General features: G+C 37.5%; 18 protein-coding genes. 6 read left to right on the forward strand and 12 right to left on the reverse strand.

Annotation, left to right across the window (positions count from 1 at the left end):
• The 3 genes from ACEW8U_RS03210 to ACEW8U_RS03220 all read right to left on the reverse strand — a co-directional run.
• A partial coding sequence (locus tag ACEW8U_RS03210) for a M28 family peptidase (RefSeq protein ID WP_373520589.1) occupies window positions 1–1,083 on the reverse strand: 1,083 nt, incomplete at its 3' end.
• A 157-nt stretch (window positions 1,084–1,240) separates the two neighbouring features.
• Window positions 1,241–1,828: a DUF3244 domain-containing protein gene (locus ACEW8U_RS03215; RefSeq protein WP_373520590.1), complete on the reverse strand. Its 588-nt coding sequence runs from the start codon at window positions 1,826–1,828 to the stop codon at window positions 1,241–1,243.
• Between the two features lie 382 nt (window positions 1,829–2,210).
• Entirely contained in the window at window positions 2,211–2,726 is a 516-nt protein-coding gene (locus ACEW8U_RS03220) for an acyl-CoA thioesterase (protein ID WP_373520591.1), read from the reverse strand.
• A 249-nt stretch (window positions 2,727–2,975) separates the two neighbouring features.
• Between ACEW8U_RS03220 and pxpA the strand changes: the two genes are divergently transcribed.
• The 5 genes from pxpA to ACEW8U_RS03245 all read left to right on the forward strand — a co-directional run bounded on the left by pxpA (window position 2,976) and on the right by ACEW8U_RS03245 (window position 7,546).
• A complete protein-coding gene (gene pxpA / locus ACEW8U_RS03225) occupies window positions 2,976–3,704 on the forward strand; it encodes a 5-oxoprolinase subunit PxpA (RefSeq protein ID WP_373520592.1) in 729 nt (242 codons plus the stop codon).
• Window positions 3,705–3,706: 2 nt separating this feature from the next.
• Window positions 3,707–4,414, forward strand: a complete 708-nt coding sequence (locus ACEW8U_RS03230) for an allophanate hydrolase subunit 1 (protein ID WP_373520593.1) — start codon at window positions 3,707–3,709, stop codon at window positions 4,412–4,414.
• Window positions 4,411–5,283: a biotin-dependent carboxyltransferase family protein gene (locus tag ACEW8U_RS03235; RefSeq protein WP_373520594.1), complete on the forward strand. Its 873-nt coding sequence runs from the start codon at window positions 4,411–4,413 to the stop codon at window positions 5,281–5,283. The genes ACEW8U_RS03230 and ACEW8U_RS03235 overlap by 4 nt, the downstream gene beginning before the upstream one ends.
• On the forward strand, window positions 5,276–5,953 hold the full coding sequence (locus ACEW8U_RS03240; protein ID WP_373520595.1) for a type II CAAX prenyl endopeptidase Rce1 family protein: 678 nt from the start codon (window positions 5,276–5,278) through the stop codon (window positions 5,951–5,953). The genes ACEW8U_RS03235 and ACEW8U_RS03240 overlap by 8 nt, the downstream gene beginning before the upstream one ends.
• A 78-nt stretch (window positions 5,954–6,031) precedes the next feature.
• Complete coding sequence (locus ACEW8U_RS03245) at window positions 6,032–7,546, forward strand: DUF4301 family protein (protein ID WP_373520596.1); 1,515 nt, start codon at window positions 6,032–6,034, stop codon at window positions 7,544–7,546.
• Window positions 7,547–7,743: 197 nt separating this feature from the next.
• Here the strand turns inward: ACEW8U_RS03245 and ACEW8U_RS03250 are convergent, their stop codons facing one another.
• The 9 genes from ACEW8U_RS03250 to ACEW8U_RS03290 form a co-directional block, all read right to left on the reverse strand.
• Window positions 7,744–8,889 carry a hypothetical protein gene (locus ACEW8U_RS03250; RefSeq protein ID WP_373520597.1) on the reverse strand — a complete coding sequence of 382 codons (1,146 nt, stop codon included), beginning with the start codon at window positions 8,887–8,889 and terminating at the stop codon, window positions 7,744–7,746.
• 143 nt (window positions 8,890–9,032) lie between these two features.
• Window positions 9,033–10,313, reverse strand: a complete 1,281-nt coding sequence (locus tag ACEW8U_RS03255) for a hypothetical protein (RefSeq protein ID WP_373520598.1) — start codon at window positions 10,311–10,313, stop codon at window positions 9,033–9,035.
• Between the two features lie 302 nt (window positions 10,314–10,615).
• Complete coding sequence (locus ACEW8U_RS03260) at window positions 10,616–11,527, reverse strand: helix-turn-helix transcriptional regulator (RefSeq protein ID WP_373520599.1); 912 nt, start codon at window positions 11,525–11,527, stop codon at window positions 10,616–10,618.
• A 78-nt stretch (window positions 11,528–11,605) separates the two neighbouring features.
• Entirely contained in the window at window positions 11,606–12,475 is an 870-nt protein-coding gene (locus tag ACEW8U_RS03265) for a DUF5777 family beta-barrel protein (RefSeq protein WP_373520600.1), read from the reverse strand.
• A gap of 2 nt (window positions 12,476–12,477) precedes the next feature.
• The gene (locus ACEW8U_RS03270) at window positions 12,478–13,026 is read right to left on the reverse strand and encodes a YceI family protein (RefSeq protein WP_373520601.1); all 549 of its coding nucleotides are present in this window, start codon (window positions 13,024–13,026) and stop codon (window positions 12,478–12,480) included.
• Window positions 13,026–13,529: a ubiquinol-cytochrome c reductase iron-sulfur subunit gene (locus ACEW8U_RS03275; protein WP_373520602.1), complete on the reverse strand. Its 504-nt coding sequence runs from the start codon at window positions 13,527–13,529 to the stop codon at window positions 13,026–13,028. The genes ACEW8U_RS03270 and ACEW8U_RS03275 overlap by 1 nt, the downstream gene beginning before the upstream one ends.
• Before the next feature lie 225 nt (window positions 13,530–13,754).
• A complete protein-coding gene (locus tag ACEW8U_RS03280; RefSeq protein WP_373520603.1) occupies window positions 13,755–14,303 on the reverse strand; it encodes a hypothetical protein in 549 nt (182 codons plus the stop codon).
• A gap of 84 nt (window positions 14,304–14,387) precedes the next feature.
• Complete coding sequence (locus tag ACEW8U_RS03285) at window positions 14,388–14,912, reverse strand: hypothetical protein (protein ID WP_373520604.1); 525 nt, start codon at window positions 14,910–14,912, stop codon at window positions 14,388–14,390.
• Window positions 14,902–16,446, reverse strand: coding sequence for a hypothetical protein (locus ACEW8U_RS03290; RefSeq protein WP_373520605.1), 1,545 nt, complete (start codon window positions 16,444–16,446; stop codon window positions 14,902–14,904). The genes ACEW8U_RS03285 and ACEW8U_RS03290 overlap by 11 nt, the downstream gene beginning before the upstream one ends.
• A 703-nt stretch (window positions 16,447–17,149) precedes the next feature.
• Here ACEW8U_RS03290 and ACEW8U_RS03295 point away from each other — a divergent pair.
• Window positions 17,150–17,394, forward strand: a 245-nt coding sequence (locus tag ACEW8U_RS03295; RefSeq protein ID WP_373520606.1) for an AAA family ATPase, incomplete at its 3' end; no start/stop codon positions are given.

The raw sequence follows: 17,394 nt of genomic DNA on the forward strand, positions 1-17,394 counted from the left end.
TTCACCCCAAAGCGCAATTCTGATTGTCCTTCTTGGTTGGTAATTCAATGCCTTCAATATCCTGATGGCTTCCATCATCACCGCAACTCCAGCTGCATTATCATTGCCACCGGTACCTGCATGCCAACTGTCCAAATGTGCCCCCAACATTACAATTTCCGGTTTCAGGTTTTTGTCTGTTCCCGGGATTTCTGCCAGCACATTGTAGCCGCTGTAGTCATCATCCAGCCATTCTACCTCCACTTCAGCTTCTATTTTCACTGATTTCCCGTTTTTCAATAACCGGTATATCCTACCATGATGCTCGGAAGCAATTTCCATTTCGGGAACTGTTTTGTTTTTCTCTTTGCTATAAGAACCTGCTCTTGTGTGGAAAACGGTTCCAAAACTCCCCCTTGTACCGGTAAGTCTCAGTCCTACCTCTTCTTCTAATAAAAAAGCTGTAAGTTTTTGGTCCAAATCACGCTGCGCCCTCAGTTGTGCCAACATCTCCGGTGTATATCTTCCTCCGCCTCCTCCGATGTTAATGACTTTTCTATCTTCCAATTCCTGATCTGTCAGTCTCTTGGCTTCTGCTTCAAATGCCGGATTGTTTGTCAGGTTTACAGGAGTAATGACCACCTTACCTTTAAGCTTCCCTTTGTATTTGGCAAAATCATCGGCAGTAGAGATTTCCAAAAGCATCACCTCAGTATCCAACAATCCTGCTGTGCCATCTGTCCATGCCTTTGGATAACCGATGATCTGTGCATAATAGGGCTCCTTCATGGCGATATAGGATTTTTTGACATTCCATCCCCTGCCAAAATCTCCATAAGAATCAATTCGCACATTGCTTAATTCCCAATCCTTAAATTTATCAGCTGCCCAATTTCTAGCATTCCTGAGGTTGGTCGATCCAGAAAGCCTTGGTCCCAAGTAATCAGTCAAATGAAAAGAAAGGTCTTGGATCTGGGAGTTTCCGATGCCTTCAGATTTGATTTTGTAAACCATATCGAGGTCAACTTTTTCCTGCGCTATCAAATTGACTGACCACAGGAACAGGGCGATCGTCACTAGAGAAAATTGGTTATTGAATTTCATAAGCTTTGTCTGGTAATTAAACATTATTTGGGATTACTTCTAGAATTAAATTCAAGATCCAAAAATGTAAAAAAAATCTAGTTGGGTTAAGCCATTGGTGTAAAAAAAAAGCCCCGAAGCATCAACTCCAGGGCTAAGGTTAAAATAGTGGTTAAGTTTACAGGTAAAGATTTTTGGTTCTTCCGATTTTATCGGTCAATTTGATGGATACATCTTTGGTGGTCAGGTTATCAAGGTGATACACTTTTGTAAAACCTTCTGCTTGATTGATATTCTCTGTGAAAATAGTTCTCCCCTTTTGATCAAAGATCTCTACCTGAACACCGGGCTGATCCAAACCGATTACAGATAGTTTGAATGAATCATTGTCTATTGCTTTACCATAGGCCACCAAAGGATAAGATGACTTGCTATCTTTAGTTTCTACAATAAACATGGCCACGTCATGACTTGGTTCTTTGATATTGCTTTCAATCATTACTTGGTATTCTCCTGCAGGTAGCTGAGATAGGTCGTAAGGAACAATTACATCATTTTTGACTTTGACAAATTGCTGATGAAGTTTTTTGCCATTACTGTTTAATATTGCCAGTCTGACTTTTCCAAGACCTTCTCTCAATGTAATATTGACCTTCTTTTCTGTTGCATTTACAGTTGATAAGGTTTTAAGATCTTCATTTGATGCGTTTGCTAAGGTGGCCACACCTAGTGTAGCGGCCAAAGCGAGTGTGAGTAATTTTTTCATAATTGCAGTTGTTTAAGTTGGTACTCTCCCTTATCCATTATCTGTACCAATAGGAATCCGCATGCCAGCAAGAGCATTCGTAAGCTTCTTCGGAAATCAAATAATTGTTAAATGTGGAAAGGTGCCAAGAACCTAGCGGAAATTGATTTCGCGAAATTGTGTATCAGCATGGAACACATGGTCATCGCTTTGTTCAGAAAGCGGACAGCTTTTTGTAAAATCTGTTGATATGCTGATAATTAAAAGGTTGCGTCTTCCTGCTATTATTATAAAAATTTAATATGAATATTTTTTTCAGTAGGATGTGCCAAAAATCTAAACCAAGAAAAACCTGTACGCTAATGTACAGGTTCCGTTCTCTATCGATCAAGATTGAAAAAAATCAACTTTCCAGCAATCTTGATTTCAGGCTTTTTACCCTGTCTTTGATGGTCATGTTTGAAATATCAAGGTTTTCTGAGGTGGCTTTGAGAAACTCAAGGACACTTCCCAAGTGATCTGTGGATTTCCCTTCCTTGAGAGTAACATACCGCATCGTAGTCCAAAGTACTGTTTTAAGTTCCTTTTTGGTATCATCAGTCATGTAATATTCAACAACTACTGTGTTGTCGTTGTACCAAAGCAGGCGACTCATGATTCTTACCCACTCTCCCACTTGTGCCGGCCTGACATAGGATATGTTGTGATTATACACCACCCAAGCTGCCTTATACTTTTGAATCATATCAAACATCTCTACACCATATAATTTGGGGACTTGGTCTTCCCGGGCATTGAAGAAGTAATCAAAATATTTGGCATTGTTCAAATGCCGAAGAGGATCGCAATCCTGAAATCGAATGACTACTCTGCTTTCGGTTTCTTTGGGATAATGTTTCTCGGAATTGAATTCGAACATAGAAATAATGTTTTATGATAATCCGCTTTTTTGCTGCCAGTAAACTGATATTATACTCCAATCAGGACGAAAGACCGAAGTCGGAAGACCGAAGTTACCATAAATTCCAGTTTACTTCCGTCTTGGGACTTCTAGCCCTTTTATAGATAGCGTTCTCAACTTGCATATAGGCGGATAATCTTTATTTTTAATGTATTTGATAATTCCTTCAAAAATAAATTTGAGGAATTAATCCTTAAATTTACCAAAATGAACAAACAAAATTTCCCTTTTGATATTAATTGTGACTTGGGAGAGGGACTTTCCATAGATGCGCTTTTGATGCCATATTTGGGTAGTTGCAACATTGCTTGTGGGGGACATGCCGGAAATGAACAAACAATCAGAGAAACCATCAGGCTTGCCAAAAAACATCAGGTGAAAATCGGTGCCCACCCCTCCTATCCTGATCCCCTGAATTTTGGAAGGTTGAAGATGGAAATATCTCTGGAATCTTTGAAAAATAGTCTGATTTCTCAATTGTCAATATTTCGGGATTTGGCAAATGAAGAAAACATTGAGATTCACCATATCAAGCCACATGGGGCCTTGTATAATTTTTCAGCCCAAGACCATTCAACAGCCTCCCTGATATTAGATATTCTTGAAAATGAGTTTTCAGGACCCTATCTCTATTGTCCTCCAAACTCACTGATATCTCAAATGGCTGAGGAAAGACATATCCCAATTAAAAGAGAGGTTTTTGCGGACAGAAACTATAACGACGATGGAAGCTTAGTGAGTAGGACTAAATCCAATGCAGTCATTAAAGATGGAGATGAAGTACTTGATCATATCAAAATAATGGTCGAAAAAGGAAATATAAAAACTGCCACAGGGAATATAATTCCTATTCAGGCAGACACCATCTGCATACACGGAGACAATTCTAACGCTGTAGGGATTTTGAAAAACATCCATAAATACTTTAACTTGTAGCGATGCAGCTTAAAATTTTTAGGATACACAGCAAATTAATAGAGATATCATGGCCTCAGGAAATCTCTAAATCTATTTTGACAGAACAGCTTTTGGTCAAAGATTTTTTATTGAAAGAATACGGTGAAGGAATCAGGGAAATTAGGATGGGTTTTAATACACTTTCTCTGAAACTCAAGCTGGAAATCTCAACAACAGATTGCAATGATCTTCTTGTTGAAATCAATCAATTACCAAAGTCAGTACAAACCAACTCATTTAGAACTTGGGAAATCCCAGTTTGCTATGATCCTTCCTTTGGAAAAGATCTTGAGAAACTCGCCCGAATGCACCAATTGAGCATTGAAGAGGTCATACAGATTCATTCTTCTGCAAACTATACTTTGCATTTTTATGGGTTTTTACCTGGTTTTATGTATTTGGCCGGATTGGATGCAAGTTTACATACACCAAGGAAAGATCTTCCTGAGAGATTGATTCATGCAGGAACAGTTGCCATTGGTGGAAAACAGACAGGAATCTACCCGATGGACAGCCCGGGTGGTTGGTTTGCTGTGGGCAGATCACCGCTTAATCTTTATACTAATACCAATTTTCAGGAAAATTTCCCAAATATTGGTGACAGGGTCAGATTCAAACCTATTTCACTAGATGAGTATGAAACAATCCTGAAGCATCCCAAAGAATATATTCAGCAAATCAGATCATGATAAAGACACCAGCATATATACACTTCCATCAACCTGGTATGATGACATCTGTACAGGATTGGGCAAGATATGACATGGTTCACTTTGGAGTTCCCTATTCAGGGGTAATGGACAGGATTTCCATGACCTTGGTCAATCACCTCCTTCACAATACCGAAAATGCTGCTGTCCTTGAAATGGCACATGTAGGTCCAAAAATGATTTTTGAAATGCCCACAAGGATCGCTTTTGCAGGTGCAGAAGCAGATATCTATCTCAATGAAAAGCCCATCAAGTTAGGAAAAGTCTACGAGGTTGATGAAGATGGCATGATTGAAGTGAGAAAATTTAGAAGAAGACAATGGCTTTATATGGGTGTACAGGGAGGTTTTGAATCAGAAATGGTAGGGAATAGCCGAAGTTGGTACTCAGGTGTAACACCCAGAGATAAAGTGGTTAAGGGGGATACCATTACCTACATGTATGAAGACCGATATTTTCCTCCCGAAAACTCACATTCCAAAATAAAAGCCAGTTGGTATAAAGAAAGTACAATAAAGGTTTTTGCTGGACCTGAATGGGATCAGTTGCCGAAGCTTTTGCACAATAGGATTTTGAGTAGATCTTTTACTGTTTCAGAACTGATCAATAGGATGGCATATCAGTTGGAAGAGTCAATTGAAAATGACATACCACCTATTTTGACCTCACCTGTGTATCCCGGAACGGTACAATTGACTCCCTCAGGCAAACTCATTGTATTGATGCGGGATGCTCAAGTGACCGGGGGTTATCCCCGGATTCTTCAGGTGGATATCCAATTCCTGAATATTTTAGCCCAAAAAAGATCAGGTGAAAAAATAAAGTTTAGTATAATTGCGAATGACTGAAATTTTTAGGCAGGAATACCACTATTTAAAACATATATTTCAGTCCTCAAGAATACAAAAATTCAAGGGTAATAATTGGGAAAAAGCCTTTTTGGTACTAGGGCTTTACCTTTTGATAGATGTTTTTCTTGGCTTTACAAGTTGGTATGGGCTGATTTGTATTTTTCCCATCATTGAAGAAGCTGATCAACTTGAGATTGATTCATTCAAGGAGGCAATTATTCTTGCCGTTATTCTGGCGCCACTCTTTGAAGAAACCATGTTCAGGCTATTTTTAAAGTTTTCAAGGGCCAGGTTCAATATTTCACTCCTCCTAATATCTTTATCCTTCTTTGCATTTTCTGGTGTTGCAGGCAGTGTGATGTTGATCTTATGGCTAGTGCAGGGTATTATGATGCTTGACCGAAGGTATTATATCATTGTTCAGTATTTTTGGCTTAGAAACAGGAAAGTTATTTTTTGGCTAGTTGTCCTGTTTTTTGGACTGATCCACTTGGACAATTATGACCTGGATATGATTCCTTGGTACTTATATTTTCCTACAGTTCTCCCTCAACTGATTGGAGGTGTGTTTTTAGGAATTGTCAGGATAAGGTTTGGATTTCTTTGGGCAATCTTGCTTCATGCCTCCTTCAATTTCGTAGCATCTCTTGAAATGCTTTATCTATAAGTTAAGGATTGGAAAAATCTTTGATTAAGCCACTTCCAATGTATATATTAAAGGTTTTAAAACAATAAACACAAAAACATGGATGCACAACTAGAAAAGCAGATAACAAATCAAGGCATGTCACTTGATAAAGTCAAGGAACAATTGATAAACTTTCAGGAGGGATTTCCTTTTTTACCTATTGTAGGTGCGGCTACAATTGGAAATGGAGTCAAGGCCTTGACCGAAACAGAGCTTAAACACTTTCTAGATATCTATCCCACATTGGCTGCCCAGAAAGAGGTCGTCAAATTTGTCCCTGCAAGTGGAGCGGCATCACGGATGTTCAAGGACCTTTTTTCATTTTTGGAAGGAGATGGAGATATTTCAAAGAGCAGTTTTGTCCAGAAGTTTTTCCAACAGATTGAAAAATTTGCCTTTTATGATGACCTCAACAAAAGCCTACAAAAAGCCGGAAGCAGCATCAATAAAGCAATGGAATCAGGCCAACATCAATTGGTAATTTCACACCTTCTGAATGAAGAGGGCCTCGGCTACGGTCAATTGCCAAAAGGCCTGTTGAAATTCCATCATTACGCTGACCATGACAGAACCCCTACCTATGAGCATTTTATGGAAGGGATTCTCTATGGATTGGGCAAAGGGAATATTGTTAGACTCCACTTTACGGTTTCCCCCGAACATGAGTCAAAATTCAAAGAAGAAGTTGCCCAAGTACAGCCTAAACTGGAAAAAGAATACGGCGTAAAATTCGAAGTCTCTTATTCACAACAGAAAAAATCAACAGATACCATTGCAGTCAATATGGACAATAGTCCATTTTTTGAGGAAGACGGGAGCATTCTTTTCCGACCTGCAGGTCATGGGGCTTTGCTGGAAAATCTAAATGAATTGGATGGAGATGTGATATTTATCAAAAACATCGACAACGAAGTACCTGATAGATTAAAAAGTCCCACAAAAGAATATAAAATAGCAATTGGCGGGCTTCTTTTAGAGGTTCAGGAAAAAGTATTCGGGGCTTTGAAAAAGCTGGACAATGATTCTGGTGAAAATGCCATTGCTCAAGCTGAATCAGTTGTTACCAATGACTTGGGTGGAAAATTGCCCGAGAGTTATCATAGCAAGAATGATGAAGAAAAGTGCAAGTATTTGCATAGAAAACTTGACCGTCCATTGAGGGTCTGCGGAATGGTGAAAAACACCGGAGAGCCTGGAGGTGGTCCATTTTGGGTCAAAGAGGATGATGGCTCCTTATCCTTACAGATCGCTGAAACAGCCCAAATAGATTTGGATAATCCCGAACAAAAAGAAATATTCAAATCATCTACCCACTTCAACCCTGTCGATTTGGTCTGCGCCACTAAAAATTATAAAGGTGAGAAATTTGACCTGCTCAAGTTCAGGGATATGCGTACAGGCTTCATCACCGAAAAATCAAAAAGCGGTCGTGACCTCAAGGCTTTGGAACTCCCCGGACTTTGGAACGGTGCCATGGCAGGGTGGAATACAGTTTTCGTAGAAGTCCCCTTGATCACCTTTAATCCTGTGAAGACAGTCAATGATCTGTTAAGGGATGAGCATCAGGGATAAGGGGAAGGTAGAATTAAGATTTTAGATTGAAATCCCATAGTGACTTCATCCCTGAAATGTAAATGTCCCAGATGGGAACAGGTGAAAATAAAAAATAGTGTTTCCCAAAACCCTGAAAGAGTTTAATTTAATGCGTGGTGGGAATTAATACCATAAATAAAAAGGTCTTCTAGGTTTTGGTACCTGGGAGACCTTTTCTATTTTACTTGATTCATCTTATAAAAAGTTGTAAAATCCTCCTCCATTCCAAAATATTCTTGATTTTTGAGTACAATGATTTCTCCTTTGGAATTGCAGACGGAAGTAAAGTCTATTCCCAAGGGGACGGGAATGTCTTTTTGTAACATCTGATGGTTTTTATCCAATACTGCCATGTACCTTGGAATACTGTTGATAAAAGTCATCCATTCTACTATATTTTCAGGATCATACTGTTTGACAATTTCTTCATCCACACCTTTGGTATATACCACTAAAATATCCTGCTCTCTGGAATAAATCTGTTCAATTTTTCCAAAAATATTGAACCTGTTTCCTTCATACATCACTTCTAAATTTTCTATAGGACCACCTTGTATATTCACGGCATCATTGATTTTTAAATCAACGGTTTTCTCATAAATCAATTGATCACCCACTTTCTTGTAAACATAGTATTTTCTCTCTGCCATCAGGTATAACAACCATTCAGAATCCGAAACTTGTATAAGAGATGGAAACATCCAATGATAATAATTTCCATCAGTATAGGTAGTTCTCGGAGGAAAATTCATTGTATTTCTGATTATGCCGGTTTCGGGATTATAAACTTCAAGAATAGGATTTTGATAAACTCTTTTGAACAATTCACCCAGATTTGACCAATCCATCCCATCCCTTTCAGGCCGGATATACATCAGTTCATTACCAAATCTTGCTGCAGGGAAATTCAATCCATTGATAAAGAAGTAATCTTCAGGCAATTCAATCCTATTGGCTATTTCCCCCTCATTTGAAAACTGAAGAATTCCTTTATTCGAATCCATTACTGTAATTTTCCCATCTAAAAACCCCAAACCCTGAACCCAAGAAACAGCATCCGGGCCATCCTTTTGGATGATAAATCGATTGTGAATTTTTCCCTGATCATCAAAAAGCAAATGCTCCTCTGTGGAATTATTCCGGCCTAAATAAAAACCGGACTCAGGTTCAAAATCAAAGACAGAAAGGTTGCCCAGGTAGTCCACCTGAATGGAATCCTTAATTTCAAAATGATAGTCAGCAATTAAATTTGGATTCTCTGACTTTGAATTACAAGAAAATAGAATTACTAAAAGCCCGAAAATTTGAAAAAGGTGTTTCATCTTTCGAAAATACCGAAAATCTTGTTTGAAGTAATTAAATAATTATTAAGAATTAGAAAAATTCGATAAAAAAGTAGCCTTAATTCAGTATGCAATGGTCTTTACAAGATTAAAGTGCAATTAAGAAATATTTTAAAAACATTTCAAAACCTAAATCCTACCAAAAAAAATAATCTGTGGGTTAAAGAAAGAAGTGAAGGGTAATTGGACATCCCATTTCCGTTTTCATATCTAATTTCACCTGAAATATTGCCTTTTCTAATACCAGTACCAAATAAAAAGCCAGTTTCAATTCTCCGCTTTGTTGGCACTGCAATTCTTGTTTCGGATCTTTCGGTGTCAAAGTAAAAGGTTTCCAAAAATTCAGAATTTGTGGATAAAATAGATAAACCATTAGATATCCCACCATTAAAAAACCAGTCGAAAGAAGTATATTTCAAATTGTATTGAACCATATTGTTGATTTTTATTTGCAAAGTGGCAAAATCAGTTTTGGAATGTAATTCCAAGTTAGACTCTTTATAATTAATATGTTGACCCGAAAAATTGTACCCTGCAATCATCAGTTCGTTGGAAAATTTCCATTTCCTTCTGTTCCTCATCAAAATAAAATCAACCGAAGTTCCCACAGTCGGAAGAATAGAAAGACCATAATCTACCTCAGTAAGGTTTGGATGAAAATTACCGACAAAATTTAAATTGGTTATCGTCACCCCTGCCAAAACTCCAAACTCAGTTTTTATTTTTTCTTCTTGTTTTTGAAATTCAACTTCCTTTCCAATACATTCATTGTAGCTTAGAAAAAGCTTTCTAAGACTTTCTTTTTTATATTGCACATTTTTCAATTCATTTTCCAACTTTGGACAATCTGTCAAATAGGCGGTTAATTGACCCTGAAAAAACTTATTTTCAACAATAACAGTCCTGGATTTTCCCTCAACCGTTCTTTCTATTGCATATTTTTTATACTTCAATAATTGAAAATGATCCCCGTTTCTGAAATAGAAGTTATCTTTTGATTTAGGGCTTTTATAATAGAATAGAGTTTTTTCTCCATCCACTAATTTTTGCAAAAAAATTGATTCCATAGTAGTTTCAATTTCTGAACCTCGTTCAATTTTTCCTTCATTGGAAACAAATTTAAAAACTTCCACTTTTCCGCTAACATATTGTTCTCCACCTACAGAAAATCCCATAATTTCTTGAGAGGAATAAACCATTATTTTTTGAGGATTCTCAGGATGTTTGAATTTGATTATATCAGGAGTTTTCTCCCAATTACCAAAATCAATTTCACCAATGATCTTTTCGCCAAATGGACTTACAATATGTCCGGGCTGAAAATTACTTTGTGCATATAATTTGGAATTGATTAATTGGTTGGAAAATAAAATAAAGGTGACTACATATAGTATTCGAATCATGGTGAATAAAGATGGGTGAAAAACAAATTCCAATTAAATAATTCTTCGTTCATAAGTTAAAAATGTAGCTGAAAAAAGATCGCTATATTTTCAAAATAATGAATTTAAAAGTATTAAATATTTTCAAAATTAAGATCAGGAGATCAAAAATATATTTTTGAAGGTTTGTTTGGCAATCTTTCTCTGGCATACAGTTACAATCTTTTTATTTTTCGGCAAAAAAACTTTCCCACCCTTTAGATAAGTCCAATAAGATTTTCAAATCTGATGTGAGGAAATTGTCAAATCAATAAAAATCGTCCTCAAATCCTCAACTTTTCAATCTGTTCCTTCAAATACCCTCTCAACTCCTCCCCTTCCAAAACTTTGATTTCACCTGGCAATCCCAAGATAAACCTCGCCAAACCCGGCAATTGGGGGATTTCGCCTTCGAAGTAATATTGGTTACGGTTTTTGATATATGTCAGTGGTTTGGCATCGGGATATTCTTCCATCATCAACTGATAGGCTTTTTTGCTGAGCTTGAGATGTATATAAAATTGGTTCTTACCTGTAAATCCAAACAATCCCTGCTCCAAAGGTTGATGCAAAGATTGGAACTTAAAAGGCTTCGAAGTCAGCAACACCTCTCCTATCCTCTCAATTTTGAACATTTTCATTTCTTTGCTTTCTACTTCCAAAGCATAGATAGAGTCAAAGTTCTTGTTGAAAGCAACAGGTTCAATCAATCTGTCCGTCACGGAATCAGAACTTAATGAATAATAATCCCTCAAAATAACCTGATTTTGGTCTTTTATGGATCTTGATATAAAATCCACAAAAATCCCAAGGTTGGCATTGAACAATTGCTCTACGCTATGTCGGAAATCTGATCGAATATTGATTTTCTGCAAGATGGAATCTTTCAATAGATTTTTCTTGCTGCTTTTCTGAATAAGCTCATTCATCATTCGGATCTCTTCCTCATTGAAGGTACCATAAGCGTACTCATTGGGACTTTCTACCCTGTCTACTATCCTGAACTTGGAATGCTTTTTTTCGATCTCAAAACCCAAGGCTTCCAACAATTTGAAATACCTATATATAGTCCTTGGGTCAGTATCAAGTGACTCCGCAAGTCGGTGAACAGGTTTCCCTATGTTGCCTCGAAGCAAATTGATTAGTCTAAAAACCCTTAAGATTTTCTGTTGCTCAATGGTATTTGAAGGTGCCATAAATCGTTATTTATGGCAAAAGATAGGAAATACCTTTTAAATCCCCCTTTCAAATGACAGCCAATGTCACAAAAAATATCAATTGCTTTTTCTTCTACCTGTGGCAAATACCCTATTGACATTAAAACCAACCCTGAAGCCCTCACCGGGCACTCCGTTTCCTCCTGCCAACAGATACTGCTCATTAAGCGCCTGTGAAGTCACGAAATACATCTGAAACACATGGCCTCCTGCTTCCAAGTCAATTCCAACTCCCAGGTTATTTCTAAGGTCATTGTTGAGATTAGGTATCCATTGTAGTGTCAGGGAAGATTTTCCTGAGATTTTATACTTACCACTAAATCCAAGTGCCAAATAAAGATTTTGGTCTCCTTCTATCAGAAATATAGGATTGGGGTCTACAAAATATGCCAGCATTGGGCTGACCTGAACACTGATTTTATCAGTGAACTTTCTGGCCCCCATAATTTGAAATGCAAAAGAAGTTCTATCGGTAAAGCTAGGATTGTTTTCCTGCAGAAAACTGTAATTGGAAGTATTAACTCCTGCACCACCCATCAACGAAAGTGATAAAGGCATTCTATTATCCTGTGTCTGCTTGAGAATATGGTACCTGCCATAAAGATTATAAATCTTGTCTCTACTTTGTCTAGCAGCTCCCAATGAAAATTTATCGCTAAATGCGTACTCAAAACTGAATTGGATATTTGCGCCATTGTCCAAACCATACAGATTCTGTATACCACCATCCAAAGTTCCAAAAGTGTGCATGATGGCAAATTGGAGCGTTTTTTTATCCAGTGGTTCTACAGTTAACAAATTGATATGTCTGGGTGCATGGAATATCAATTCAACATCTTGTACATCAGTCGCAGGCTTTCTTTCCAACTGAGCATTCACCACGAGGGGCAAACAACTGATCATCAACAATAATATAGTCTTTTTCATTTTTATTTTTTAAGGATGGCTTTTATAGACACAATTTGATCTTCTGCCAATTCATAAAACACAACTGTCGGAATATCGATGTTATAATCACTGAGCAATACGGTGAACTTGGCTTCCAATTGTAATTCAGAATCTGAAATAGCTGTTAATTTTCCAGGGACATCAATTTCTCTTTCTACCCCGTGTATTTTGAATTTCCCTTTTGCTATTACACTTTTACTTTGGCCAACCAAAAGATTTATTTGGGAACCAATTTTACCCGTAAATTCCGCATAAGGATATTTTTTGGTTTCCAGGTAATTCTCCCTCATATGCCTATCACGAAGTCCTATCCCAGTTTTCAAGGTGTTCAGGTCAATATAGAAATCCAGCATGTTTTTATCCAAATCAACCAAACCATTGAGGTCTGAAGATTTACCGGTAAACTCATTCAATGACGCTTTGGAAAGAAATTCTACACTGCCTTTTTCGGTTTTGTAGACCTGGCCTAGAGCCTTTCCATGAATTGTCAAGATCAAAAGAATCGATAACGAATAAATTAAACTTTTCATTATCCTAGGTCCACTGTAAGGACATTATTGGTGACCATTGCAGGATAAGACCTCAAGGCCTGCGTAGCTGGCCCATTCACCACAGATCCATTGGTATTGAATCTTGAGCCATGACATGTGCAAGTGAATACATTATTGGTAAAGGTCCAGTTTCTATCACATTGTGAATGGGTGCAAACAGAGGTTAGGGCGTTAAAATTATTATTGCCCATGTTTACAATCAATACCCTTGCTGCAGTGACCAATGCCCATCCTCCTGCAGCAGCAAGATTCGAGGCAACAGCTAAGTCCACTGTCACTGCATCGGCTGTCACATTAATACCATTCCCTGTAGCAGGGGGAGTAGTGGGAGATCCCATATCAGGATCCATGTCATCCGAGGAGCAAGAGGTGAAAAATGCTACTCCAAACATGGACATTACGGCTAAGGAACCTGATTTTTTCAGAAAATTTCTTCTAGCTTCAGAAAGTGATCCTGATTTGATGTTGGTTGTTGTTTTCATAATTCGATATACGGTTAAGTGAGTGTAAATGGATTTTGATATTTTCAAATCACTAAAAAACAACAGACTTTTTCCATCTTTGTTTTAATTACCCATAGTTTAAAAAATCATATGCGATGTAAAAATCTATACCCCATAGCACAGCGCACTCTTTAAATATATTAATAATGTAATTTAACTATCAATCAGAAAGTATCAGAAATATGGAATTCCAAAAAAACAGCTTTAAAAATTCTTTCTATTCAAAATCTCGCTTAGGATTACAGCATCTTTGATAGAAGCTGGATTGCTGAGCATTTCAGCATAGCGGCTTTTTGTTTTGGTAGTTTTGATTCTTTCAGGTGAAATGCTTGACTTTATACCTTCTACAGATGCTGTAAGACTCACCTGTTCGTCCAAAGTTTTTATCTTGGGTTTTTCGATTTCTGCACCAGTTCCTTCATAATCCCCATATGCTTTAGACCGAGGTCTGTCCCCCCTCATAATATCCCTTTGAGGTTCAAAATTTCTGGAAAAAGTTTCTTGTTGGGGAACAGGCTTAGTTTGGGAAGTTGTCGCTGTTCCGGCTCGGGGTAGATTTTTTTCTTTTGGTTCTTGCTCGGACCTGATTTCTTTTAAAAGATCTTCAAAAGAAACAGGTTTTCTTTTAGGTTGTCCATCAGACGGCAAATTATCCTGTCCATCCAAATCCTGAGGCTTTTGTCCCTTTTTAACAGCAGTATAGATAAAATAAATAATGATTGCGATAATGTAAATAATATTGCCTGCGTCCACTGTTGTAAATTTTAATGCTTCTAAATATAGTTAGATTTTTCAAAACTGGAAACTCTAAGTCATTTGCTTCCATTGCAAGTGAAGCTAAAATTCCAATTCTTTCCTATCAATAGAATCAAGAAGTCCTTGGGGAAATCTGGAGAATTTTTGGAATTCAGTCCATGAGTAGGCAGGAAAGTCCATATAATTTAATCTTTGGTATTCTCCTGAAGTCACTGCCCCTCCAACTATTAAATTGATTGGCAATGTAAAAATTAATAACATACCATTGGTAAGTGAAAATAATGAGTTGACTCCGGTCCAAATAGCATAGTTATCTGCTTTGGTGTTATAAAGAACCATTCTCGCATTTTGAATATTATTTTGGTGAAAAGACAGTAATTTTTGGTTACTTAAAACAAATAATGAATCCTCTTTGAATCCAATGAGTTCACCAGAAATTTCTTGACTACCATCATAAAAAGTCAACCAACCGCCGTTGGCTGATTCAGAAATTTTGTCCAAAGTCGGGATCGTACCTTTGGGTGCTTTGACCGCACTGCCACAGGCTAATAATCCAAAAGCCATCAAAAATATGGCTAAACTCTTTAATAATTGTTCAGTATACATAACGGCTGTTCCAAAATGCTTCTTCCATGACAGGTTCTATTCTCTTATACTCTTTAGCAACTTTCTTTAAATAAGTTGAAGGGTTGTTGACCATTTGATTCAATTTCCTGAAATTTTGCTCTTTTATCCAATCTTCTCTTATCCACTCCAAGTAAAATCCCTTGGAATCCAGGAATAACTCGGCATGTTCGAAAGGCAGTTGATAGTTAATCAAAAACTTTTCGCCCGGATAAGTCACAAGAAATTCTTCGGGGTCCATTAATTTTGAAAAGGGCTCTTTCTCCTTACCATGGATATTTTCAACAGCATAAGGACTTACCACTGTTGGTTTAACCTCAGAATATATGTCTACTAAAGAAAGATAATCTATTCTCCATAAACCTCTATTCATCAACAGTTTAATTTTAAGATTACCATGAGGTACATTACCGATTTCGACCATATTAAAATCTGTCGCAATAGGGCCTGTCTCGTTTACCTCTCCAGCATATTGCCATTCCAAATTCGGATTTTGAAAATAAATTTCCACGCCACCCAACATTTCAAAAATCCCTAGCTTTTTTTCCATATTTCCAAGTTCATGTTGTGCCAAAAAATAGGAAACCGATTTACCCATATAAGCCAATCCTTGGTACAGCAAGTAGGTAGTCATCATGGTCTGCCGCTTTCCAAGGACCAATCCGAAATTTCCAGCTTTCTCAATTTCAAAATCTAAAATCAGCTCTTCTTTTGAAAGGAGGTTGTCTTGGTCGCTTTCCGAAAAGTATTCTTTGTGATCCATGAGCTTCACCTCTTCCAAGCAACCTCCTTTGGGACTATTACAAGTCTTTGGAATGCGAGCATTTTCGGTGAGGTAAAAGTTTCCTTTAGGAGTTGCAAAGACTTTTTGATATTCCTCTTTTTCGAAACATAGGATATTGGCATATCGGATAGAATGGGTTTCCAATGCTTCATTGGTCAATGTCAATTGAAAGTCTTTTTTATATTTTGCCTCAAAAAGCATGTCTATATCATTTTTTTCAAGGGAAGGCAAGATGCTTGTTGAAAAACCTTCAGCCAAAATTCTTAAGGTATCATTGGTCTCTGCATAAAAAGTTGGGCAAGAACCAAAACAGGTTTTAGGACTAAGAATGCAAAGAACAGCAACACCTCCTATCAGGGCTGTGGTAAAACCAAGACCACCTCCCAAGGAATTTCCTGGATCGTTAGTCTCTACTAGGGCAATATCATCAAGAGGGAAAGTAAATGGATCAACTATTCCATTTCTGTTGTCTGTCCTTATCCTCCTTTCAACTACCCTTCTCTGAATATTCAGTAGTTCCCCATACCCTGAAAGATTATTTTTCCCATCATCCAAAAACCAAAAATTAAGGATAAATACACTTCCATCCATCATATGGACTTTCATGAATTTATTTTCAGGGTTTAGGTATTGGATTTGATCTGTGGAATTAATTTCCCTTCTGACAGGTGCGGTTTTACAGGATGATATCAGGAAACAAACCATCGAAACCCAAAAAAGAAACAATTTCATTTTCTTGTATTTATGAAATCCAAATGAGCCTCTATTCATAAAATTGTTGTCTGAAATGTTATTGAAAAACATTTAATTTTCAGTTGGAATTTAGAAAATTTGAAATCCCCATAAAAATTGAAAAATGCAAAAACCCAAATTAAATTGGGGGAAATCAATAAATTGAAAAATAGTTGATCTTAAAGGCAAGTTCCTTCGGAAAAAAAGTCCTTTAAAAAGATCCTATTCTAAAAAATATCTAGGGATTCTTTGGGGCGGGCTATAACTTCGATGATCATTTCCGGAAAAAATACGGGTTTCGAAAAGCTCTTTGCAAATGACACTACCCGGAGCTGCCGTCACCCTGATCCCGATGGCTATATCGGGAGAAGGGTCTCTCGAGGATCAGGAAATGTATTATAAACATAAATAGGACCTCTGGAGATTCTTCGTACCTACCAATGACATAAACTTAGACACGTCACTCTGACGAAGGAAGAGTCTCTACCCTAAGGCTTGGAGATCCTTCAGTGGTACCTCCTTCTGGATGACGGGTAACCTGATGTCATTCCCTATTTTGAACATTTTAAGATGTTGTAAACTCGGAATGACGCCGAAATTCATCCTTCACCCATTCTCCTTCATCCTTCAAACTTTCCCCCATCCTTGCTTAATTTCCGAATTAAAGTAATTTTGTCAGGTATTCATTTTCAACAATTACAGGATGCTGCTGAGTAAGCTGGAGATAAAGGGATTTAAAAGTTTTGGTGACCGGATGGTCATCCATTTTGACAAGGGAATTACAGGTGTAGTCGGACCAAACGGTTGCGGCAAATCCAATGTGGTAGATGCCATCCGATGGGTCTTGGGTGAACAAAAATCGCGGATGCTCCGATCGGACAAAATGGAAAATGTAATTTTTAACGGTACAAAAAACCGTAAACCCACCAACCTTGCTGAGGTTTCTCT

It is taken from the genome of Aquiflexum sp., from assembly GCF_041751335.1.
GTDB lineage: Bacteria > Bacteroidota > Bacteroidia > Cytophagales > Cyclobacteriaceae > Aquiflexum.